Consider the following 22,031-nt stretch of genomic DNA (forward strand, 5'->3'; position numbering starts at 1 on the left):
GGCTTCCCCTGGTCGCTGGGTGTCGGGATCAACTTCTCCTACACCACCCCGAACATCCTGATCGACGATGGTGACATCACCGGCCCGCCCTTCGGCCTGAACTCGGTCATCACCCCGAACCTGTTCCCGGGTGTGTCGATCAGCGCTGATCTGGGCAACGGCCCGGGCATCCAGGAAGTGGCCACCTTCTCGGTGGACGTCAAGGGTCCGGCCGGCGGTGTGGCGGTGTCCAACGCGCACGGCACCGTGACCGGTGCGGCCGGTGGCGTGCTGCTGCGTCCGTTCGCCCGCCTGATCGCCTCCACCGGTGACAGCGTCACCACCTACGGCGAGCCCTGGAACATGAACTAGGCATACGACGCCGATCGGCGCGTCCCGCTCCTTCCGAGGAGCAGGGCGCGCCGATTGCCATTTCGGGCGGCTACGGTGGCCTCATGACGCCGCAGAGCCCGGTTTCGGTGCTCGGGGAGGACGAGTGCTGGCAGCTGCTGTCCAGCGTGACCCTGGGCCGTCTCGTCTCGACCATCGGAACGAGGCTGGAGATCTTTCCCGTCAACTTCGTCGTCCAGCACCGCACGGTGCTGTTCCGGACCGCTGAGGGCACCAAGTTGATCAGCACCCTGTTCAACGACCGGGTGCTGTTCGAGGCCGACGATCACACGGTTGTCGGCGGGTGGAGTGTGATCGTGCGGGGCATACCGCAGCTTCTTGAGGCTCCCGAAGAGATCGCTGAGGCCGAGCGCGGGCAGCTGTTGTCGTGGATCGCCACCACGAAGCGTCGTTACGTGCGGATCCAGCCGAAGGAGATCTCCGGGCGCAGGTTCGTGTTCGGCTCCGTGCCCGACGACGTGTAGCCGTCAGACCCAGTAGGGGACTCGCGCGCGGTACTGGCGCATGGCCAGCGCCGCCAGCGTCCAGCCGATCGCCGTGAGAACCAGCACCACCAGCCAGTGCCGCAACTCCTGGTCGGCACCCAGCAGCGGCGCGCGCACGATATCCAGGTAGTGCAGCAGCGGGTTGAGCTCGACGATCTTGGCCCACGAGCCGGCGCCCTGTTGCCGCAGCGTCGACTCGTTCCAGATGATCGGCGTCATGAAGAACAGCAACTGCACCACGGAGGCCAGCAGCGGGCCGATGTCGCGGTACCGGGTGGCCAGGATGCCGAAACAGATCGACACCCATATGCAGTTGAGCACGATCAGCCCGAGCGCCGGGATGACCGCCAGGTCAGTCCATTTCCACGGTTTCGGATAGATCATCGCGATGACCACGAAGATCACGATGTTGTGGCCGAACAGGATCATCTGCCGCCACACCAAGCGGTAGACGTGCACCGACAGAGGGGTCGGAAGTTGTTTGATCAGGCCCTCATTGGCGATGAACACTTCGGAGCCCTCGAGAATCGACGCGTTGATCAGATTCCAGATGATCAGGCCGAGTGTTACGTAGGGCAGGTGCTCCTCGAGCGGCAGCTTGAACAGCTTCGAGTACAGCAGGCCCATGGCCACCGCGGTGGTGCCGGTGGCAATGGTGATCCAGAACGGGCCCAGCACGCTGCGCCGGTAGCGCTGCTTGATGTCCTGCCAGCCGAGGTGCAGCCACAGTTCGCGTTTGCCGAAGCCCTCGCGGAGGTCGCGTACGGCCCGGGCCATGGTCTTGGAATCGGACGCCGCGTCAGTGAACGTCATCGTTGGAACCTTTCGCGTCTGCCCAACCGCCGCAGGCGAATCCACTCACGCAGACCCGCGGGGTCGCGGCGGGACACCAGAAAGTACCAGCCGAAGCGCACCCACTCCTGCGGCAGGAGTTTGCGCAACCCCGGCTGGGACAGCAGGTAGCCACGGTTGCGGTACGTGAAGAACCGCTTGGTCTCGTCATCGGGGTACTGGGTGTGCATCCGGCCGCCGAGGATCGGTTTGAACTCGTCGGTGCCGCACGGGTGCAGATAGCTTGCGGTCAAACAGGTTCCGAACGGCAGGCCCGAGCGCACGAGCCGGCGGTGCAGTTCGACCTCGTCGCCGCGGACAAACAGGCGCAGATCCGGCACGCCGACCGATTCCACCGTGGCGGCCCGGAACAGGGCGCCGTTGAACAGTGACGCGATCCCGGGCAGGACGTCGCCCTCACCCTCGGTGCGCAATTCACTGACCAGCCGCCGCCACACCAGCCCGCGGCGCAGCGGGAACGCCAACCGCTCGGGATCGTCGAGGTTGCACACCATGGGTGAGACCTCGGCCAGGGTGTACTGCTCGGCGCAGGCCAGCAGAGTGGACAGCACGGTGCTGTCGGCGGGCCGGCCGTCGTCGTCGGCCAGCCAGATCCAGTCGGCACCCTGGGCCAGCGCGTGCAGCGTGCCCAGCGCGAAACCGCCTGCGCCGCCGAGGTTTCGGCGAGATCCTAGATAGGTCGCCGGCACCGGCTGGCCGAGGACCAGCTCGCGTACGGCGTCGTCGTCATCGTTGTCGACCACGATCAGGTGGTCGGGCCTGCGGTCCTGTCCCACCACCGCGGCAAGGGACTTGGCCAGCAGTTCAGGACGCCGGTGGGTCACGATGACCGCAATTACAGACTCAGGCGTCACGCGCGGTTTCCTCCAGGACCTCGCGCACATGCCGCGCGGCGTCCGGGCCCTCGTAGGCGCCGACGACCTCTTCGATGCCGCCGGTCATCTTGACGGTGCCGTGGTCGATCCACATCGCCGTCTTGCACAGCCGGGCCAGGAACTCGTTGGAATGGCTTGCGAACACCAGGATTCCGGACCGCTCCACCAGACTCTGCAGCCGAGACTGCGCCTTCTTGAGGAACTCCGCGTCGACGGCGCCGATGCCTTCGTCGAGCAACAGGATCTCGGGGTCGATGCTGGTGACCACGCCCATCGCCAGGCGCACCCGCATGCCGGTGGAATAGGTGCGAAGCGGCATCGACAGGTACTCGCCGAGTTCGGTGAACTCCGCGATCTCGTCGACCTTGGCCAGCATCTGCTTGCGGGTCTGCCCGAGGAACAGTCCGCGGATGAGGATGTTCTCGAAGCCCGAGATCTCCGGGTCCATCCCGACGCCGAGGTCGAACACCGGGGCCACCCGGCCACTGACCGTGGCCGAGCCCCGCGTCGGCTCGTAGATGCCCGAAAGTAGCCGCAGCAGTGTGGATTTGCCCGCGCCGTTGTGGCCGACCAGCCCGACCCGGTCGCCCATTTTCAGCGACATCGTGATGTCGCGCAGCGCCTCGATGACGACGACGTTGGACTCGTTCCGCCCGATGGCGCCGCCGGCCTTACCGAGGAACGCCTTCTTCAGCGAGCGTGTCTTGGCGTCGAAGATGGGGAACTCGACCCAAGCTTCGCGCGTCGAAATATATGGATCAGACAATGCGGCCTACAGGTACTGGCCGGTGCCGGGGTGGGAGGTGCCACCGCGCTGCCCGCTCGGGACCTGCAGGCCCGGCGGGAGAGCGCCCTGGCGCATCTGCTCGAGCTGGGCTCGGGCGGCCATCTGCTGGGCGAACAACGCCGTCTGGATGCCGTGGAACAGGCCTTCCAACCAGCCGACCAACTGTGCCTGCGCGATGCGCAGTTCGGCATCGGACGGCACGCTGTCCTCGGTGAAGGGGAGCGTCAGCCGCTCCAGTTCTTCACGCAGTTCAGGGGCCAGACCGTCCTCGAGCTCGCGGATGCTGGTCCGGTGGATGTCGCGCAGCCGGTTGCGGCTGGCTTCGTCGAGCGGAGCCGCGCGCACCTCTTCCAACAGTTGCTTGATCATGGTGCCGATGCGCATGACCTTCGCCGGTTGTTCGACGAGGTCTGTCAGCGCCTTGCCGTCAGCTTCGGCATCGGTCTCGTCGGCTGTGCTGGCCAGGATCTCGATGTTGTCATCGTCGGGGTTGATGGTCATGGCCTTCCCTTGGATCTTGTCAGTTCTGGGTCGTGTCAGTTCGTCGCCCTGGTGGCCGCGTTCTCTCCGTGCCAGCGGTAGATGCGGTCCTCACCGTTGTCGTAGATCTTCTCCCACGACCGTGAGTGCTCTAGCGACACTAGTCCGTCCGGCATGACGAACCCGCGGACCACCGGTGTGCTGGTGAGCACGTAGCGGATGTTGAGCGCTTCGACTGCCTCGGCAACGCGGGGATCGGTGTCCGCGTCGTCGGCGTAGGCCCAGAAGATGAACCGGTGATACCCCGGGCCCTGCTGCACCGGGTAGTCATAGTGCGTCCACAGCGGGTGCAGCCCCGAGACCGCGTACATCCAGGCGGTGCCGTCGGTGTTGGCGTCACCGATCAGCGTGGTGCGGGCATCGGGCAGATTGGCCAGGTAGGCGAAGGCTTCGAGGTCCTTGGCGTCGATCATCACCGAGTCGTACTTGTCGCCCAACAGGAACTTGTGGCGGGGGAAGTAGTGCCAGGCCAGGCCCACGGTGGTGGCGGCCAGTGCGACGGCGGCCGTCGCGCGGATCCAGGCCGGTGAGGCGCCGGCGCGACGCAGCAGCGCGGCGCCGAGCAGCACCAGCGTGCATAGGCCGATCGCGGCCATCGGCGCGTAGAGCATCGTGACCACCGCCGACAACCGGCGCGGATCGCTGTAGAACAGGTCGCTGAACTTGCCGGTGATGGCTCCGATCGGGCCGCCGAACGGTGCGCCGGAATGCACGATCGACGTGATCAAGATCAGCCAGATCGCCAGCGGCCACCAGATTTTCTTGACCAGCAGGACCAGTCCGCCGATGGCGGCCAGCGCGATGAGCGCGTACTGGATGGGGAAGTCGTTGAGGTGACGGGTGTGCTGGAAGACCGCTGAGAACAGTGAGTGCTTCTTGCCGAGGTGGTTGACGAAGGCGTGGCCCACGATGATGTCGGCCTGCTGAAGGACCCCGAGAAACTGGGGAAGCATGATCAGCAGGGTCGGCACCGCGACGGCGGCCAGCGCCAGGAAGTCGGACAGCCGGCCGCGGACCGGGTGCCACAGCGCATCTACCAGCCACCAGATGCCGACCAGCAGCACGGTCACCACACCGCCGGTGAGGTGCACGGAGAAGACGCCGACCGTCGCGAGCACGGCCAGGCCGATGCGGTCGCGATGTGCCGGTGTCGAGACGATCAGGGCGAACACCGGTACCGCGAGCCCGTAGGCGACCAGGTTGGGCATCGCCGCCACATCGAATTCGACGTAGGGCACCGCGGTGAACGACGCGGTGAGCGCTGCCGCGGTGGCCGCGACGACGGCGGTGCGCATCTCGCAGGCGTGCGGGCGGACCATCTTCCACGTCAGTACCGCGGCGCTGACCGGGAACAGCCACACCGCCGCGGTGACCGAACTCACGGTGTACGCGGTGGTCGCGGCGGCACCGGTGAGTTGGCAGTAGACGGCGGCCAGGGCGTGGAAGGCCGACGGGTAGTAGAGCGCCTCGTGGGTTTCGACGTTGCGCAGCTCGCCCATGTGGGTGGGTGAGGCCTGGCCGGTGTCGAGGATCCACCGGATGGTGTTGGCGTGCCACACCGAATCCCAGGTGCTGGGGATGGATTGCCAGTGCGGCAGGCCGGCGATCGCCGCGGCAGCAATCAGCGCGGCGCCCAGCAGCACTCCCACCGCAACCACCACGGCGGCCCGCCGCGCCGCGCCTGAGGCCTCGGCATCGCGGTCACGGTAGCGGGCCAGCACCCTCCGCAAGCCGGCCGCAATGGCGGCGACGATGACCACAGCAAACAGTGCAGTCCACACGTTCCACGGCACGCCGATGGCCCCGAGCGGAATGATTGCCAACGCGACAGTGCCGTAGGTCAAGGCTGGACCCACTGCAACTGCCGTCGACACGGTCAGCCCGCCGGCCCTGGCTATCAGCGCCCCGGGGATCACCAGCAACAACAGTGCGATTAGCACTCCGAACCCGAAGCCCACTGGACTAGTATGGCTGCCCAGGGCGACCCGGTCCGAGCATGGTCTCGGAAGTGCAAACGTGCGGTCGGGCGCTCACCAAATCGTGTCGGTTTGTGATATCTGCGGACCCTCTAAGGTGGCTGGCATGGCATACGACGTCGCCCGGGTGCGGGGCCTGCACCCGTCATTGGGCGATGGGTGGGTCCACTTCGATGCCCAGAACGGCATGTTGGTGCCCGATTCGGTCGCGACGACGGTTTCCACCGCCTTCCGCGGCTCGATGCCCACCGCTGTCGGACCGCACCCATCGGCACGCCGCAGCGCGGCCGTCCTCATCGCCGCCCGCCAAGCCGTGGCAGACCTGGTCAACGCCGATCCGCGGGGTGTGGTCCTGGGCGCGGACCGGGCCCAGTTGCTGACCGCATTGGCCGAGGCATCCTCCAGCCGGGTCGGCCTCGGCTATGAGGTGGTGGTCACCCGCCTGGATGACGAGGCGAACATCGCGCCGTGGTTGCGGGCCGCCAATCGCTATGGCGCCAAGGTCAAGTGGGCCGAGGTCGACATCGAGACCGGTGAGCTGCCGGCCTGGCAGTGGGAAGGGCTGATCGACAAGCCGACCCGCCTGGTGGCCATCTCGTCGGCCTCGTCGACCCTGGGAACCATCACCGACCTGGGTGAGGTGACGAAGCTCACCCACGAGGTCGGCGGCATGGTCGTCGTCGACCACTCGGCGGCGGCCCCGTACCGGCTGATCGACATCAATGAGATCGATGCCGATGTGGTCGCCCTCAACGCCGTGCCGTGGGGCGGCCCGCCGATCGGCGCCCTGGTGTTCCGCGACCCGTCGACGATCGATTCGTTGGCCTCGGTGTCGTTGGATCCGCACGCCACCGGTCCGGCTCGGCTGGAGGTGGGCGTACACCAGTACGGACTGCTGGGTGGCGTGGTGGCCAGCATCGAGTACCTGTCGAACCTCGACGATTCGGCCAGCGGTTCGCGGCGTGAGCGGCTGGCTGTGTCGATGCAGTCGGCGGGCGCGTACCTGGACCGGTTGTTCGAGTACCTGGTGGCCTCGCTGCGCTCGTTGCCGTTGGTGATGGTGATCGGCAGGCCGGAGTCGCAGATTCCGGTGCTCAGCTTCGTGGTGCGCGACATCCCGGCCGAGCGGGTGGTACAGCGACTGGCCGACAACGGCATCCTGGCGATCTCGAATGCCAGCTCGCGCGTGCTCGACGTGATCGGCGTCAACGACATCGGCGGCGCGGTGACGGTCGGGTTGTCGCACTACTCGACCGGCGCCGAGGTCGATCAGCTGGTGCGGGCCCTGGCCTCGCTGGGCTAGACGGTAAGCACGATCTTCCCCGCGACCTCACCGGAGGCCAGCAATTCGTGGGCCCGCTGGGCTTCCTGGATGGGCAGTTCGGCACCGATGATCGGACGTACCCGTCCGTCGGCGATCATCGGCCAGACATTGTCGAGCACCGCGCGCACCACCTCGCCCTTGCCGCCGGGCCCGTGCACCGGCCGGGGACGCAGTGAGGTGGCGATGACCCCGGCCCGCTTGCCGAGCAGCTTGGCGATGTTCAGTTCGGCCTTGATACCGCCCTGCATACCGATGATGACCAGCCGGCCACCGGTGGCCAGGGCGTCGACGTTGCGGTCCAGGTAGGCCGCGCCCATGATGTCGAGGATCACGTCGGCCCCTGCGCCGCCGGTTTCGCTCCGGATCCGCTCCACGAAGTCCTCGTCGCGGTAGTTGATGGTGATGTCGGCCCCCAGTTCGCGGCACAGCGCCAGCTTGTCCGCCGAGCCGGCCGTCACCGCGACCCGGGCGCCGAGCGCGCGGGCCACCTGAATGGCGTGGGTGCCGATTCCGCTGGCTCCGCCGTGCAACAGCACGACCTGACCGGGCGCCAATCCCGCCGTCATGACGAGGTTCGACCACACCGTGCAGGCCACCTCGGGCAATCCTGCGGATTCCCTGAGAGCAACGCCATCGGGCAATGGCAACACCTGTGCGGCCGGTACGGCGACGTACTCGGCGTATCCGCCACCGGCGAGCAATGCACACACGGGTTGCCCAACTGACCAGTCGGTAATATCTGCGCCGAGGGCGGCGACGGTGCCTGACACCTCCAATCCGATGACCTCACTGGCGCCTGGCGGGGGCGGATACTTGCCCGCAGCCTGAAGCAAGTCGGCGCGATTGACACCCGCGGCGTGAACCCGGATCAGAATTTCTTCGTTTGCTGGTTCGATATCAGCGACGTTTGCCCAGGTCAGATGACCGTTAACGGGGGCGGCAACTGCATGCATTATTTCAACGCTACAAGCATGCTGTTTCCCAAGCGCAGCAATACTGACGTCCCTTACGATTGCGCCCATGGCGGGGATGATTGCGGGGCGCACGGCGGGTGACATGCCGGGCCTGGACATCGCCGAGCAGAGGTCATGGCAGAACTACCTCGACTCGGCTTTGCGAATGTATGCGACCTTGAACCGGTCGCTGGTGGACGCACATCACCTGACTCTCAACGATGTGCGCCTGCTCGACATCTTGGACAAGTCATCGACCGGGTCGGCCCGGATGGGTGACTTGGCCGAACGGCTGATGTCACTGCCCAGCCGGGTGACCCGGCAGATCCGGCGGCTGGAAGTCCAGAACCTGGTGACCAGGTGTGCCAGTCCCGACGACGGGCGCGGGGTGGTCGCCACGATCACCGAAGAGGGCAGGGCTGCTGTTCGTGAGGCGATGGTGACCTACGGGCAGGGTGTCCGGTCGCACTTTCTCGGCAGGCTCTCGCGTCCGCAGATCGCGGCGATGGGGGAGAACTGTCGCCGCATCAGCGTCGCGTTGAAGAACGGAGCGCCGCCCGCCCACATCGGCCGGGTGTGAAACCCGTACTCTTGTCGGCGGTGGCGTGGCAGAGCGGCCTAATGCACTCGCCTTGAAAGCGAGAGACGGCTAACACCGTCCGGGGGTTCAAATCCCTCCGCCACCGCCATCAGTGGTGGTTTCCGAGTTTCGCCCGCGGAGCTCGGAACCACTGCCGCTCGGCGGTCAGGTACTCCTCCACGGCGGTCGGCAACTGCGGCCCCGCAGATCCTCTGCGAACTCATCCACGACGGTTTAGACGCACGAGCATCCGGAACGGTTCCATCGGCGGTACCGTCCACGAATGGCCCCGTTGCGGTCCGCGCTCATCGTCGCAGCCGGAGCCGTGCTTACCGGCTGCGCGTCGCCCACCCCCACGACGACAACGCAGCAACCGATCCCGACCCCTACTTCGCATCAGGCTCAGCAGCGGCCGGCAGGTCCGCCGGTGGACAGCACGGTCAACGTGACCCTGGCGTTGGCGGACTCCTTCGACATCCACCCCGACGGCACCTGCTCCGGACGATCCGACAACGCCGGCATCATCAACGGTGCGCGGGTCCAGCTACGCGGTGACACCGACGGGGGCGCTGTCTGGTCGACAGCCACGGCCGTCGTCGTGCGGCGGCCGGTCGTATACCGCGGCTCCGTTGTGCCCGAGGCTGATGACGGGCTGTATTGCGTCGCCAAGATGGTCTTCACCCCCAAGATCCCTGATCCTGAGAGCAACTACTCGCTCAAGTTCGTCGGCGGCGACTGGTTGAAGGGCTTGGTCCACGTCGGTCGAGCACCGTTCGGACAAGAAGACCGACCCGGTTACGGTTCGGCGAACGTGACCATTCAGAGGTGCCGAAGCCCTTCCGACCCGCCGGACAAGGACTGCCCGGAATGGGCGGACTGACTTGGAGTGTCTGCGGGACACCACGCAGGTGCCTGCGAACCGGATCCGACTGCGGCGGTGGGCACCGGACCGGCAGGGACATCGGAGGCGCTGAGTCCGCCGCCGCTGAACAGGCGTCGATGCAGGTGCAAATCCTGAGTTAGGCTCACGACCGAGATGTATCGGCCGGTTGGGGGATTGGCATGGCAAACGGATTGGAAGTCGATGCGGGCGGCCTGCGGGTCGCGGCTGCCGGCAGTGACGGCATCGCATCGGGGCTGACCGGCGGCTCCTTCGACACTCCGCGCTCGACACAGCCCAGCGGCGCGGGTGTGGCCGCGATGAATGCGGCGCTCTCCTCGGTGCGGCAGCGCCAGTCCAACCGGATCACCGGTCAGGCCGCCAACATGTCGGTGAGCGGCGCCCGGTATGACACCAGCGACGGAGAAGCTGCCGGCGCCATCACCACGGTGTCCGTGTGAGCCCTGCGGCCGAGCCCGCTGCCCTGCCGACCCGTAGCGCGATCGAAGAGTGGAGCACCTCGCACCTGTCCGCCGCAGCCACGACCTGGCGCAGCGCGGCCGCTGGGTCCGAGAACGCCTTCGACGAGCACCGCGCCAACATCTCCTCGCCCGGCGGAACCACATGGGAGGGCAACGCCAAGGACGCCGCACTCGACAGGGTTACCGCAGATACCGCGGTGGTCGGCCGCCAGAGCAGTCTCCTACGCGAGGCCGCCACGCTGGCTGAGAACTGCAGCTACGACATCAAGGCCGCCCTGAGCGATGCCCTGGAAGCGATCACCACAGCCGAGGCCGACGGGTTCCGTGTTGCCGAAGACCTGTCGCTGACCGACACACGCGAAGTCGACTCCGCTGACGCGAATGCGAGACAGACCGCAGCGAACGAGCACGCCGAAGACATCCGCTGGGCCGCGCAGCAGCTGGTGCAGGCCGACAAGCTCGTGGGTGACCGGCTGGAAGCGAAAGCCGCTGATCTAGAGGGCATCCGGTTCGACGGCGAGGGCGACGGGCGCGACGGCACCGTTCGGTTCGTCGACCACGAGACCGAGGATCCCGAGACCGAGACCGACACCCGCGATGACACGGGAACCGGAGACGCGGACGATCCCGATACGGACGCCGAGACCGGAGACGCCGACACCCCTGTCGAGAAAGATCCGAAGGGCCAGAACGAGGACTATCCCAACCGGAACAACGACGGCACCTACCGCGACGAGAACGCCGAAGATGGCAAGGATGCCGAGAAGGCTGCCCTTGACGAGCGCGAGAGAGAAACGGGCATCACGCTGGATCGGCGGCAGGTGAGGGCGACCCATCCGGATGTGAAGAATCCGAAGACCGGCAAGCCCCAGCACCGCTACTACGACGCTCTGGAGCCCACCGACAACCCAGACGAGTACGTCGGCATCGAGGCCAAGAGCCACGAGGACGTGGACCGGACGCCCGGCCAGAAGCGGTTCGACAAGGAGGTCTCCCGGGAGAGTCCCGCGACGGCTGTCGTTGACGGACGCGAAATCAGGATCGTGGGTACCGACGTGGCGCATCCGCCTGAGGGATGGGACGAGGAGCCCGCCGATTCGACCGCAGAGCCAAGCGGAACCGAGTCAGGTGGCGCCGAGGCGAAGGTTTCGGGACCGTCCCTCCCGCCGGGTCTCACCGACCGCGGCGCTGGCGGATTCGGTGGTGTGCAGGCTGAGGGGACTGTGCCGACTGAGCCGACACCGACTCCTCACTTCCCGGGTTGGGGTACGCATCTCACGCCGCAACAACTCATCGACAGCGACGACCCCGCGATGAGGGTTCTCGGTCAGCAGCTGCTGGAGCAGCAGCGGCAGCGTGGCGGCAACGTGTACGACCCCGACAGCATGGCTTAGCGCCGAGCGCCGTCCCGCAGGTCGATGAGGTCTCCATTGGCTGTGTAGCCCTCGACGGGCCGCAGCACGTAGCCGGGTGGGATGTCGCCGGTCTTGTAGTAGGTGAAGAAGATGTCCCCCGCTTCTTCGGCTTCGAACACCTCTGGGCGGCTGATCATCTCAGGCGCCCTGGGCAACTCGATCGGAACGTCGAGCGGCGGATTTCCCTCGTGCTCATGCCCGATGATGTAGCGGACCCACTTCGCGCCCCACTGGTCGCCGCCGGGCTTGCGGATGTCCAGCAGCATCGCGTCGGCGCTTCCAGCCGCCTGGATGAACTGCTCGGTGGCCGCCTTGCGGACATCGTCGTAGGTCTTCCCGGGTGGAAGCGGGTAGAGCAGCAGGAACCAGCGCTCAGTGCCGTTCAGCCGGCGCAGCGGGCTGACAAACTGCAGACGGCTGGATCCACCGTCCTTCTCCGAGGCGCTGCCGCTGGTGAACACCATCACGTGGGTCGGGACTCCCATGGCAAATACCCTAACCCGCCGCAGGGTGGGGCGAGGACGGTGCAGTACGCCGCCAGTCCCTGCATGGGCGTTCTATAACGCGGCGATGCCGAAAATTTTCAACACGGCGAGCACCGCATTGGCGACAGGCGTCGTAAATTCTGCAACCTTCTTGGCGACCTCAATGATGTTGCCACCCAGCCGACGTAGTGTCACCAGGTTGGGTTTGTCTTCGACCGTTTTCGCCGTCAGGTCTTTCAGGGTTGCGGTGACATCGGCGGCTTCGTCGGGTGATTCTTCCTGCAACCGTCCTACGAGTTGCCCTACCTGGCTGTACAGCTCGGCGACCGCGGACTTCAGATCATCGTTTGGCTGTTGCGCGCTGAAGGCGTTAAAGCTGTCCTGCATCACTTTTGCGTTGACGGTGCCTGCCACCGGGCCGTGAAAAACTCCGCTAAACTCATTCTTCTGATCGCCCATGACCACTCCTCCATAGATGTTCATTGTTGGTTTTCGGGCCTCGCGTTCGGCAAGGAATCGCTCCGCCTTTTCCCGCACCTGCCTGCGCATCCCATCGAGCCGCTGGCGTCGTCGCGCCTGAATAGATGCGCGTTCGGTGGCCGTTGCCTTGTCCAGCGCTTCGCGTAGCGGCGCGTGAAGGACGCCGTGGTAGCTGTTCCGGTTCACCACGTTGGTGGCGTCGTTGATGTACTTCTCTAGACGATCGCCTTCCGGAGATTGCGGCACATAGCTCAGTGCCCCAGTCGTCGTCCATCGCAGGATCCGGTCAAGCGCTTCCTCTTGCGCGTGTTGACGCAGCAGCGCCAGCCTCACCGCGCGCCCCTGCTGCCCATGCGGGCCGATCAGGTACCACGTCTCTATGTCACCGTGCCGAGTCGGCGTTGAGGTTAGGCAAAGCGGGTCGTACCGCGCGGTTCCGGTGCCCGCAGCAAGGATCAGCTCACTCCAAGGTGGTGACGGCTCCCAATACTGTGTCATCACGACCGTGATTGGCTCGCCGGCCGCGACGAGTGTGACCGCCGGGTCGCAAAGGTGTCGCGTCGTCGCCCGCGCGTAGCGGCGCGCTACGGATGGGCCGATCATAACCAGGTCCTTCGCCGCTGTCGGATTGGAGGCGTCGCCAGGGACAACTGTCGGCAGCTCTAACAGCTGAGAAATCAGCGGTTTGGCATGTTCAGGCCCGCTCAGTCCGACCGCCCGGACATAAAAGCCGATTTCCAGACGCGCGACCGCTTCACCGTCGCAGAGCAGTCGTCGGAACCGGCAATTCACCGACCAGCGCCGCCTATTGCCGTCGACACGGTCTTGCCGAAGCCCCGGGAACTTCACCGCCTGCTTGGCGTAGGCGAAGACAACCTCGTCTATCCACGCTGCTGTCGTCTCTTCTCGCCGGTTAGCGAGTCGCCCGAATCCTCGAACAAAATCGCGGTGGACCAGCAATTTGGGGATAGTTGGCGCCATCCAATCCGGTCGATCGACTCGACCGGACTCGCTGGCAAATGCTCGACCGTCGACTATGGGAAACTGAACGACGACGAACATGTCTTTGCACCCAGGTTTGCCATTATTGTCCCCGTTTGGACGAACCGTTAGGGCTTTACACCTTGCATACAGGTTGGTGTATATAAGGCTGCCAAAGCTTGGTGGTCGGAAGCCGCCTGCCCAGCAAGTTAACGCTATCGCTTAAGTTCGCGGGACGACGTCCATTTAGTAGATTACGTACGCGGTATTGCAAATTTGCTCTGGATTTCGACGACTCTTCCGTTCGGCCCGCAGACTTCGGATTACGCCACCCGGCGCACGAGGTCCTCGACGCGGATCAGCCACGCCCCGGGGGTAGGAATGTCAGCCCCGGCGCGCACTGTCTGCTGCTTCCCCCTGCGGATGCGCGTGCGCAGCGCCTCGGGCGTGATGCCGAGCAGCTCGGCGGCTTCGACCACGCTGAGCCAGCCATGCTCGCGTCGCCACTGCGCAGCGGCGCGGTGCCTCTCAGCCTGGCCGCCCTCTGTTGGCTGCCTGCGAACCAAGCCGCAAGGAGGGATCTCCTCGATCCACTCACGCCGTGTCACCCAGCGGTGTTCCCGCCGCACCGCGTGCAGCCGACCATCCCCGATCATCCGGTTCACCGTGTTCCGAGCGACGCCGAGCAGTTCCATGGCGTCGGCGACGGTGGGGAAGCCCTCGGCGTGCAGCGCTTCCTCCTCACGCCGGAACCGGGCGCGGAGCCCATCCGCGGCGGGGTCGTGTGCGCTCATGCAACCGCTCCTTCGACATTGGTACCCGATGTCTGTTCACGCTTGACGATTCGGGCGATCGATGCCGAGGTCCACGGGCGGCCCTTGCGGTTGAACATCGCGCCCCCGTTGAGAACCGCTGCGATTGCTCGGGTGGACAACTTCTCCTTGTGGAGCTCCCGGATCCGTTCCAGCGTCGGCCACTCATCCGGGTCCGGCTTGAGCGACATCGACTTCCCGTCACCGGTCCAGCCGTATGGCGGCTGCCCGCCCGCATACCCGCCGCGGGCCTTCTTGATCCGTCGGCCCGCCTGGAGCCGGACGTTGATCATCGCCCTGTCGTACTCGTTGATCGCCGCGAGGATCGTGCGGATGAGCTTCCGCTGCGGGTCGTTCGGGTCGTCGAGCATCCGCTGTTCCTCGCCGGACGTAGAGAACAGCTGTGCGGCACCGCCAGTCATCTGCTCGATCGTGAGCTCAAGCCGAACCTGATCGCGGGAGAGCCGGGACAAGTCGGAGACGACGACGCCGGCGGCCTCGCCCCCGGCGCAGCGCTCGACGGCCTCGTTCCAGCCGTCACGCTCGAACGGGGCGATGGTGCCGGAGATGTCCTCGAGCACCTCGCCGACGATCCGGTGCTTCTCCCGCTTGGCCCACGCCTTGATCGCCTCGCGCTGCCGCTCGGGACCGAACGCATCGAGTTGATCGCGAGTCGACACCCGCAAGTAGGCCAGGATCTTCACTTCTTAAGCCTAAAACGGCCTGAACAGCAGTGCAATAATACTTGGCAGTAAGCGCGCAGCCGGAGACGCCGTTCGATGCGCCTGACTCGCCGATCCGGAGTGGTTTCGGTGACTCTGCGGGTATGTGGTTCGCAACTGCGGCGTCCACTGTGACCGTGGAAAGTCGGCGGACGAAACTGGTTGCGATGCCTAGAATCACCTTCGGGTAGCCCCCACGTTTCACGTGGGCGATGCGCCCGCCTGTGGGGCGGTAGCCCCCGGCTCACCCTTGAAATAACAGGGCGGATGAACGGCCGGGATAGGCGCCGCCCCACTTGCTTTCGCTCCGCCGCGTGGTGTCATGCTCGGGTCCATGGTCGAAGTCGGATCCCGGCAGCGGAACCTCCCCGCACCGCCGCACGCGGTGTTCGAGGACCTCACTGCGCCGAACCGCAGTCCCGTCCGGCCGTGGCTGCACCTGCTCGATGACGAGGTGCCACCCGTGGTGCTGGAGTCCGAGGAGCCGGTACGTGTGGTGTGGTCCTCGCTGTGGCCGCGACGCCCCGACGCACGTGTTCGCTTCGATCTCCGGCAAGGCGGCCCGGGCGGAGGCACGGACCTGCGGTGGACGCTGACCGTCGATGAGCCGGCACCGGACGAGAGCGTTGCCGCCTATATGCGCAAGCGGATCAACACCCTGATCCACGCGAACCTTCGCCGCACCTACGGTCAGTAGCGCGGCGCCGAGAAACCGGACGCGAAGTGTCGGTGCACCTGCCATGCTCCGGACATGGCCGAGTTCCGGATCGTGCCGCGGGAGGAGATTAGGTAGACCGATGCCCGATCAACACGTCTTCGAGAACGCGATCGACGATGACGGAACCCACCGTCACAGCGCCGCTCACCTGAACGATGCTGGCGCGCTGGTGATCACGACGCACGACCTGGGCCCCGGAGTGCAGGAGTTCTTCGGCATGTCCGAGTACGAGGCGACCGAAACGTTCAGCGTGGAGCAGACGGCGCAACTCCGAGAAGCGCTCGGCGGTGATCTGATCGCAGCGATCGCGGCGCGGTTCCCGGACTCGGCACTGGACCTCGCGAAGTTTTCCGACTCCATCGGGGTCGGCCGCGGCAAGATCTGGAACCGCATCGGCGACTGACGCAGCAGTCACCTGTACCGAACGGGAACCGCTGTCGCTGTACGCTGATCGGGTTCGTGTCCCGCCTCACCGGCCGCGCCACGTCACGGCGCCGCAGATGACACACCTCGAACCGAAGGGGCTCTCCCCTCCACGCCGGTGAACCGGCATCGTCCCCGCCGCCCTCGGAAAGACGGCGCCGCTCTGCGGTACCTCGACCTGTGGCGACGCGAAGTCGAGTACGCCGAACGGCTTCACCGATCGGGAGGCTACGTATACACACCGGATATCGGCTGCCCGTGCTGTGAAGGGCGGATCTGGGATGACTCCCGCGAGCGGTTGGAAGCGCTCGTCCGCCGCCGCGGCAAGCACGCACACCAGCTGCGGGTGAAGGTGCAGCGTCTCGATGAACGGTTCCGCGCGGTCACCGTGGAGCGGGGCGGATGGGCCTCGGCCTCCTGGTGGCGCGCCGCCGGGAACCGTGGGACTGATCTGCCTGCGGGTGAAACTCGCTCGCCGCTTGTCTGTGCGCCGTGCCATGCTTCCCGCACCATGACCGACACCACCGCACTGGAGCGGTGCGCCTGCCCGGATGAGCACGCCACCGCGGATGGCCGATGCGCGGAACCGTCGATCCGCAGCGGGGATCCGGCCGACTCGACACTCGCCCGGTACACGTGGTGTGGGTGCTGTATGGCAGATTGCCCGGACGTTCACGGCCCCGAGGGGCGGCTGCCGGCGCACTACCGGTACGAGGCGCAGTGGTCGGACGAGGACGGCGAGTTCGTCGGCCTAGCAACCGAATTCCCGTCTCTGTCGTTCCTGGCGCCCACCCCTTACGAGGCGCTCGGGGGGATCAAGTCGCTCGTGGCCGAGGTATTGCGAGACATGGCAAGCACCGGGGAGTCGCCGCCGGTCCCTACTCCCAAGGAGTGACCTGTCACGCCGGAAGTCGGCCAGGTCCGCGCGACACCGCTACGGTGAGGCCTCCATCAACGTCGAGGGGATCCAGTGAAGAACCTCATCATCGCGACATCCACCGCTGCGGTTCTGGTCGTCGGCCTCAGCGCTTGCGGATCGAGCGGCAACACCCCCGCCGCCTCGACGGCACCGGTCAGCGCGACGGCTTCGACCGAGCCTGAGACGCCGAAGAACTGGGTCAAGGTGTTCGAGCACATCGGCCACCAGGGCGACACGCTTCGAGATCAGTCGCCACAGTTCGAACTCCACGGCCCGTCTCGGCTGCGCTACATCGTCACGGCCACACCCAACCGCCCCGAATATCAGGGCCGCGTCGCCGATATCGGCTTCCAGGATGTCCGGCTGAATCACGAGGCGAGCCGCGTCGACACGATCATCAACATCGATGAGCCGGGCACCGGAACACACGATCTCGGCGATCGTGACGGAACCTACTTCCTGATGGTCTCAGCGATGGGTGGAACGACCCAGGCCGACGAGCCGGGAGGTGTCCCGAAGAAGGGCTGGGCCGATACCGTCGTCACGGTTGTCGTCGAGCAGCTGAGCTGACCTGCTGTGGCCCCCGCTCGCGCCCCGCGCCAGCTCCTCCACCGTCACGGTGCACCCTCTCGGGCATGACCGAGCAGCGCACCCCGTTCCAGCACGCCGTCCCGAACCCATCCGCCCGCCGTGACATCGCCCATGCCGTACAGTCCGGAATCCCGGTGGAGCAGCTCGCGGCGGAGTTCAACGTATCCGAGAGCACCGTCCGCGCGTACGCGGCGGAATGGCAAGGGGCGCAGCGCAAAGTGCTGGTGCTGACCGACTGGGAGAAGTCCGCGATCATCGAGGGTTGCACCCGCGGTGCGCGGCGGCGATGGGAGCGCACGTACTCGCCTGAGGTCGTGCGCCAGGTGCTCGGCGAGGCCTGAGCAAACGAAGGTACACCTGCCAGATGCACCCTGGATACGTTGCGGGACTCCAGGTATGACACGTGGCGTGTCATGCTGGAGGTATGAATCAGCAAACTATCGGGATCCCCGGGAAGTTCTTCCCCCACGCGATCCCCAACCCTGACACCCGCCTCATCATCGCGCAGCGTGCACAGGCGGGTGAGCGTCTCACCGCGCTCGCCGCGGAGTACGGCGTGAGCGCCCGCACCGTGCAGCGGTACCGCGACGCACTGGGAGATGAGTGACGTGGTGACCGTGAGCAACGAAGACCTGCAGTGGAGCCGAGGCGGTCTCGGCAACGGGGGTGGACTCGGAGGTCGACGGCAGCAGCCTGCGTCCACGCCGAAGCCCGACACGACGACCGCACCCGCAGCGGATGCCCCGAAGCCTGACACCGACTCGACGAAGACCACTGACGCCGACGCCAAGACCGGCGACACGAAGACGCCCGACACGAAGCCTGATCCGAAGCGGTTCAGCCCGCCCGTCGGCAAGGCGATGACGCAGCTCGGCGTGCCTCCGTCGGCGGTCCGCGCGATCAAGGCCGGCGAGCCGATCAAGGGCATCCGCGGGCTCGCCAAGGGGCAGTGGGGCGCCGGCCAACACCTCGCCGGGAAGCTCGGCGACAGGGCGACGGCCAAGCTCGCCGATAAGGGTCTGCAGGGTTTGGGCAAGGGCGGTATCAAGGTGGCCGCGCGTCTGCTGCCGGGTGTGGGCAGCGTCTACGCAGGTTACGCCGCCTTCAAGGACTTCAAGAGCGGCGACTACGTCGGCGCGGCGCTCAACGCGTTCGGCGTGATTCCCGGACCAGTGGGCTGGGTGGCGCTCGGCCTCAGCTTGGGTTGGGATGCACTGGGTTTCGGTGATCGCTACGAAGAGTGGCAGGCGCCTGACGGCACCAACACCTTCATGCTGATGCGCGACGCCAAGGACGTCGCGGGCGTCAAGGACATCGACCAGCAGATCACGCAGGCTCAGCGGGGCGTGTTCTCGTTCGAGGATGGGCCGAACGGCAGCGTCTGGGACGCAACGCCTCCCGCACCGCTCACGCTGAGCACACAGGAGGTGGTGGCCGCGGCGACGGACTGGATCAACGGGATCAGCGAGCACTTCGAGACCATGGACAAGCTGATGCTGCAGATCGGCGAGCAGGCGTTCAACGAGCAGCGTCAGCCGCTGGTGCCGCACCTCACTGCGATGGCCAAGCTCAAGACGCAGGTCAAGGACCTCACCGACCAGCTCACCGCAGCGGACAAGGGCGCCGCGGCTGGGTACAAGGCGGTCACCGACGCGAACAGAGCTGCGCGCGGCCAGCTCGCCAACTCGGGGAAGCTCGAGGACCAGGGTCCGGCGACGACGATGCGGACCGAGCTGGAGAAGGCTCAGGCGCAGATCACCGCTGCGAATTCCAAGATTGAGCAGCTCTGGGCCGAAACGCCGCCCGCGATCGTGGCGGTCCGTGGCGGTGCTCCGACGGGCACCCGCACTGCGCCGCAGGAGGCGAAGCCCGCGACGGTCGCCCCGGTCACCGCCACTCCGGCTGCGCAGACTCCCGCAGTGCAGACGCCGACCAAGACCGAGACGCCCACAAAGCAGAACGACGACCTGAGCAAGCTGCTCTCCCAGCTCGGTAACAAGGCGCAGACGCCGACGACGCCCGTGTCGAACCCGTTGGGCAACAGCGGACTCGGTGGTGGTTCGCCGCTGGGCACCGGAACGGGAGGCGGAACCGGTGGTGGCACACCGCTGTCGAGCTCGAAGCCGGACACCACGGAGAAGAAGGACGAGGGCAAGAAGCTCGACGACCGCAAGCTCGGCGGCCGCAAGACCGAGGAGCCCAAGAAGCTCGACGACAAGTCGCTCTCGACGCCGAAGCCTGAGCAGGCCAAGGCAGCGGTCCCGGCGGAGGCCAAGCCTGCAGCGGCAGTGCCCGCTCCGGGAACGACTGCGGCTACGGCACCGACTCCCGCGCAGCAGAACGCCGCACACGCAGCTCAGACCGCCGAGCCGTCCAAGGAGGTGGACGTGAAGGGTCAGAAGACGGTGTTCCCCGACGCCAAGACCGCGAAGCTCGCCGAGATCCTGTCGAAGGCCGATCCCACGCACCCGGTCTCGCTCGGCGACGCCGCTAAGGCCGCGGGTCTCACGCCGCCGGTGCCCGGTCAGGATCCGGGGAAGCAGGTCGCGCCGGCCGAGGCGAAGCCGGGCGACATCATGGTGGCCGGCGACAAGTCGTACATGCTCCTCTGCGAGGGCAAGTTCTACGACTTGGCGGAGTACAAGCTAGTCGGAGTCGATGAGCTCCCGAGGGACATGGGTGGCCGCGCTGGCTACTTCCACCTCGCTGATCCGAACCCCGACGCACAGCCAGGGGAACAGGCGTCGGCCGCACCGGCTCCCGCACAGCCGCAGGGACCGGTCTCGCCGCAGGCCACCAACGGCGTGCAGCACCCGGTGCCGAACGCAACGGGCGCACCTGCGGGACCGACCGACACGTCGCAGGGCACACAGCAGCCCGCAGCGCCCAGCGGCGTGCCGAGCACCGGTACGCCGGGAGTGCCGAAGCCTGCGGCTCCTGGTGCGGGTCCCGCGAACGCTGCGGCCACGGATACGGGTACTGGCACTGGTGGACCGACTACTGGTGGAGGTGCACTCGACCCGGGCGCGGTGAAGTAAGGGTCCGCCCGAGAACACCCCGTCACCGTTCGTGGCGGGGTGTTCTGTTCCTCCTGGTCGACGAGCGTCGCGCCGTGCTACGTTGTCCGGCTCGAATCCAACCCGTGGACAGGAGGCATCGCGATGACCGGCTTGTAGATGGGCTGCCTTCCTTGTAGCCGTTCGGAGGCTGCAGGTAGCTCGCCAGAAGCGAGAATCCGATGTCCGACACCGACGCCCATCGTCCCGAGTGGGTGTAGTGCAACGACCACCGCCGAGACGTCACCGTCTCGCACTCCTACCGGTGCCGCGGAACTGGCGGCGCTGCATGCGATCTGCCCCCGTGGCCGGTCGACAAACACCATCTCGACACGGGGTGCTGCTACCGCCCGGCCGGGGCCCTGCGGCAGCGCATCTACCGCGGCTCCTACGTGGCGACTCGCAGCCGCCGGCCGTTCCGGCGCGCGTGGTTCTCCTCCGAGCGCACAGCGCAGCGGGCGATCCGGCCGCGGAGCAGGCGACGTCCGACTCCGTCGCGGCCGCCGCGGAGGCGATCTACGGGAAGCTGACACGGCCGGTGGAAGGCACCATGGTCCGCGGTAAGCCCGCCTACGGGTACGGCGGCACCGCCACCATCGCTCAGATCACCGCGGCGAAGGTTATCGGGAGCCGGCACAGCGGGTACATCCAGCAGGGCTTCGACCAACTGGTGCAGCACGGCAGGATCACGGTGGCCGCGGTCGGCAACGATCGACGCCAGTGGAAGGTGACGGCGCCGGGTGCGATCACCGCTGCGCCGCCGATCAGCGGAATCGCCCCGGCTGCGTAACTGCACAGCGGGAAGCCCCTGGGAACACGGTTCTCGGGGGCTTTCTCGTGAGGTGATCCAGATTTGGGTCACCGGTGACCGAGAAAAGTGCCTCTGACCTGGGGTGACCGAGGTGACAGGGTGACCCAGTCTCCGTCACCCTGGATCTGAGTCACCGCCCGCCGCGCACAGCGGGCAAGAGCTTCAGTCCCTATACGAGAGACCCTTTTTGAGTTTGTTGTAGTTAATTCCAGACACAGCTTCTTTGCCCCACCCGCTGAGTGGATGGGTGACTGAGACGGAGCGCGTCAGAATCTCGGTCACCCTGTCACCTCGGTCACCCCAGGTCAATCATGGTTTTGTGGATCACGGGTGACCGAGATTTGAGTCACCCTGCCCCGATGGGCGGCCGAAATCCGGCATTTCGCCCACGGACATCGCGGCGTGCAGGTTCACGATCACGAATCTGACCGCCCGCACCCCGCCGCGCCTCACCCGCCCGATCAGCCCTCGCCCCGATAGACCTCTCCGCATGA

25 protein-coding genes and 1 tRNA gene are annotated in these 22,031 nt (G+C 66.4%); 16 read left to right on the plus strand and 10 right to left on the minus strand.

The features are described 5' to 3' along the window. A partial coding sequence (locus ACWEFV_RS27265; RefSeq protein ID WP_450072452.1) for an MspA family porin occupies positions 1 to 351 on the plus strand: 351 nt, incomplete at its 5' end. An 83-nt stretch (positions 352 to 434) separates the two neighbouring features. After that, complete coding sequence (locus ACWEFV_RS27270; protein WP_135459405.1) at positions 435 to 854, plus strand: pyridoxamine 5'-phosphate oxidase family protein; 420 nt, start codon at positions 435 to 437, stop codon at positions 852 to 854. 3 nt (positions 855 to 857) lie between these two features. On the opposite strand, the gene wzm is transcribed toward ACWEFV_RS27270, so the two are convergent. From wzm to ACWEFV_RS27295, 5 genes are read right to left on the minus strand one after another with little or no spacing between them, the layout of a single operon-like run. Further along, complete coding sequence (wzm, locus tag ACWEFV_RS27275; RefSeq protein ID WP_135459404.1) at positions 858 to 1,688, minus strand: galactan export ABC transporter permease subunit Wzm/RfbD; 831 nt, start codon at positions 1,686 to 1,688, stop codon at positions 858 to 860. Beyond that, the gene (gene glfT1, locus ACWEFV_RS27280; protein ID WP_450072453.1) at positions 1,685 to 2,581 is read right to left on the minus strand and encodes a galactofuranosyltransferase GlfT1; all 897 of its coding nucleotides are present in this window, start codon (positions 2,579 to 2,581) and stop codon (positions 1,685 to 1,687) included. The genes wzm and glfT1 overlap by 4 nt, the downstream gene beginning before the upstream one ends. Beyond that, positions 2,571 to 3,368 carry a galactan export ABC transporter ATP-binding subunit Wzt/RfbE gene (wzt, locus tag ACWEFV_RS27285; RefSeq protein ID WP_450072454.1) on the minus strand — a complete coding sequence of 266 codons (798 nt, stop codon included), beginning with the start codon at positions 3,366 to 3,368 and terminating at the stop codon, positions 2,571 to 2,573. Before wzt ends, glfT1 begins: the two co-directional genes overlap by 11 nt. A gap of 6 nt (positions 3,369 to 3,374) precedes the next feature. After that, complete coding sequence (locus ACWEFV_RS27290) at positions 3,375 to 3,890, minus strand: bacterial proteasome activator family protein (protein ID WP_450072455.1); 516 nt, start codon at positions 3,888 to 3,890, stop codon at positions 3,375 to 3,377. Between the two features lie 35 nt (positions 3,891 to 3,925). After that, positions 3,926 to 5,887: a DUF6541 family protein gene (locus ACWEFV_RS27295; protein WP_450072456.1), complete on the minus strand. Its 1,962-nt coding sequence runs from the start codon at positions 5,885 to 5,887 to the stop codon at positions 3,926 to 3,928. Between the two features lie 124 nt (positions 5,888 to 6,011). On the opposite strand from ACWEFV_RS27295, the gene ACWEFV_RS27300 reads away from it, so the two are divergent. Beyond that, entirely contained in the window at positions 6,012 to 7,208 is a 1,197-nt protein-coding gene (locus ACWEFV_RS27300) for a cysteine desulfurase-like protein (protein ID WP_450072457.1), read from the plus strand. On the opposite strand, the gene ACWEFV_RS27305 is transcribed toward ACWEFV_RS27300, so the two are convergent. Further along, a complete protein-coding gene (locus tag ACWEFV_RS27305; RefSeq protein ID WP_450072458.1) occupies positions 7,205 to 8,182 on the minus strand; it encodes an NAD(P)H-quinone oxidoreductase in 978 nt (325 codons plus the stop codon). The genes ACWEFV_RS27300 and ACWEFV_RS27305 overlap by 4 nt on opposite strands. A gap of 67 nt (positions 8,183 to 8,249) precedes the next feature. Between ACWEFV_RS27305 and ACWEFV_RS27310 the strand changes: the two genes are divergently transcribed. The 5 genes from ACWEFV_RS27310 to ACWEFV_RS27330 all read left to right on the plus strand — a co-directional run bounded on the left by ACWEFV_RS27310 (position 8,250) and on the right by ACWEFV_RS27330 (position 11,518). After that, complete coding sequence (locus tag ACWEFV_RS27310; RefSeq protein WP_135459397.1) at positions 8,250 to 8,762, plus strand: MarR family winged helix-turn-helix transcriptional regulator; 513 nt, start codon at positions 8,250 to 8,252, stop codon at positions 8,760 to 8,762. Between the two features lie 19 nt (positions 8,763 to 8,781). Beyond that, positions 8,782 to 8,871: transfer RNA gene (locus ACWEFV_RS27315), tRNA-Ser, on the plus strand. Positions 8,872 to 9,045: 174 nt separating this feature from the next. Further along, entirely contained in the window at positions 9,046 to 9,642 is a 597-nt protein-coding gene (locus ACWEFV_RS27320) for a hypothetical protein (RefSeq protein WP_450072459.1), read from the plus strand. 182 nt (positions 9,643 to 9,824) lie between these two features. Beyond that, positions 9,825 to 10,103: a hypothetical protein gene (locus tag ACWEFV_RS27325; RefSeq protein ID WP_450072460.1), complete on the plus strand. Its 279-nt coding sequence runs from the start codon at positions 9,825 to 9,827 to the stop codon at positions 10,101 to 10,103. After that, positions 10,100 to 11,518 carry a hypothetical protein gene (locus ACWEFV_RS27330; RefSeq protein ID WP_450072461.1) on the plus strand — a complete coding sequence of 473 codons (1,419 nt, stop codon included), beginning with the start codon at positions 10,100 to 10,102 and terminating at the stop codon, positions 11,516 to 11,518. Before ACWEFV_RS27325 ends, ACWEFV_RS27330 begins: the two co-directional genes overlap by 4 nt. On the opposite strand, the gene ACWEFV_RS27335 is transcribed toward ACWEFV_RS27330, so the two are convergent. The 4 genes from ACWEFV_RS27335 to ACWEFV_RS27350 all read right to left on the minus strand — a co-directional run bounded on the left by ACWEFV_RS27335 (position 11,515) and on the right by ACWEFV_RS27350 (position 15,001). Next, positions 11,515 to 12,024: a hypothetical protein gene (locus ACWEFV_RS27335; RefSeq protein ID WP_450072462.1), complete on the minus strand. Its 510-nt coding sequence runs from the start codon at positions 12,022 to 12,024 to the stop codon at positions 11,515 to 11,517. The genes ACWEFV_RS27330 and ACWEFV_RS27335 overlap by 4 nt on opposite strands. Positions 12,025 to 12,096: 72 nt before the next feature. Next, the gene (locus ACWEFV_RS27340) at positions 12,097 to 13,566 is read right to left on the minus strand and encodes a hypothetical protein (RefSeq protein WP_450072463.1); all 1,470 of its coding nucleotides are present in this window, start codon (positions 13,564 to 13,566) and stop codon (positions 12,097 to 12,099) included. A 242-nt stretch (positions 13,567 to 13,808) separates the two neighbouring features. Continuing rightward, positions 13,809 to 14,279, minus strand: a complete 471-nt coding sequence (locus ACWEFV_RS27345) for a helix-turn-helix domain-containing protein (protein ID WP_450072464.1) — start codon at positions 14,277 to 14,279, stop codon at positions 13,809 to 13,811. Then, positions 14,276 to 15,001: a recombinase family protein gene (locus ACWEFV_RS27350; protein WP_450072465.1), complete on the minus strand. Its 726-nt coding sequence runs from the start codon at positions 14,999 to 15,001 to the stop codon at positions 14,276 to 14,278. Before ACWEFV_RS27350 ends, ACWEFV_RS27345 begins: the two co-directional genes overlap by 4 nt. Positions 15,002 to 15,353: 352 nt before the next feature. Between ACWEFV_RS27350 and ACWEFV_RS27355 the strand changes: the two genes are divergently transcribed. The 8 genes from ACWEFV_RS27355 (at position 15,354) to ACWEFV_RS27390 (ending at position 21,516) form a co-directional block, all read left to right on the plus strand. Then, the gene (locus ACWEFV_RS27355) at positions 15,354 to 15,716 is read left to right on the plus strand and encodes a hypothetical protein (RefSeq protein WP_450072466.1); all 363 of its coding nucleotides are present in this window, start codon (positions 15,354 to 15,356) and stop codon (positions 15,714 to 15,716) included. 100 nt (positions 15,717 to 15,816) lie between these two features. Then, entirely contained in the window at positions 15,817 to 16,140 is a 324-nt protein-coding gene (locus ACWEFV_RS27360; protein ID WP_450072467.1) for a hypothetical protein, read from the plus strand. A gap of 138 nt (positions 16,141 to 16,278) precedes the next feature. Then, positions 16,279 to 17,055 (plus strand): hypothetical protein, encoded by a 777-nt coding sequence (locus tag ACWEFV_RS27365; protein WP_450072468.1) that lies wholly within the window; start codon positions 16,279 to 16,281, stop codon positions 17,053 to 17,055. Between the two features lie 75 nt (positions 17,056 to 17,130). Beyond that, complete coding sequence (locus ACWEFV_RS27370; RefSeq protein WP_450072469.1) at positions 17,131 to 17,649, plus strand: hypothetical protein; 519 nt, start codon at positions 17,131 to 17,133, stop codon at positions 17,647 to 17,649. Positions 17,650 to 17,714: 65 nt separating this feature from the next. Continuing rightward, positions 17,715 to 18,011, plus strand: a complete 297-nt coding sequence (locus tag ACWEFV_RS27375; RefSeq protein ID WP_450072470.1) for a helix-turn-helix domain-containing protein — start codon at positions 17,715 to 17,717, stop codon at positions 18,009 to 18,011. A gap of 83 nt (positions 18,012 to 18,094) precedes the next feature. After that, positions 18,095 to 18,277 carry a helix-turn-helix domain-containing protein gene (locus ACWEFV_RS27380; RefSeq protein ID WP_450072471.1) on the plus strand — a complete coding sequence of 61 codons (183 nt, stop codon included), beginning with the start codon at positions 18,095 to 18,097 and terminating at the stop codon, positions 18,275 to 18,277. Beyond that, positions 18,270 to 20,708 carry a hypothetical protein gene (locus tag ACWEFV_RS27385; RefSeq protein ID WP_450072472.1) on the plus strand — a complete coding sequence of 813 codons (2,439 nt, stop codon included), beginning with the start codon at positions 18,270 to 18,272 and terminating at the stop codon, positions 20,706 to 20,708. The genes ACWEFV_RS27380 and ACWEFV_RS27385 overlap by 8 nt, the downstream gene beginning before the upstream one ends. A gap of 445 nt (positions 20,709 to 21,153) precedes the next feature. Continuing rightward, on the plus strand, positions 21,154 to 21,516 hold the full coding sequence (locus ACWEFV_RS27390; protein WP_450072473.1) for a hypothetical protein: 363 nt from the start codon (positions 21,154 to 21,156) through the stop codon (positions 21,514 to 21,516). Positions 21,517 to 22,031 lie beyond the last annotated feature (515 nt).

The sequence above is a fragment of the Mycobacterium sp. NPDC004974 genome (assembly GCF_053600815.1).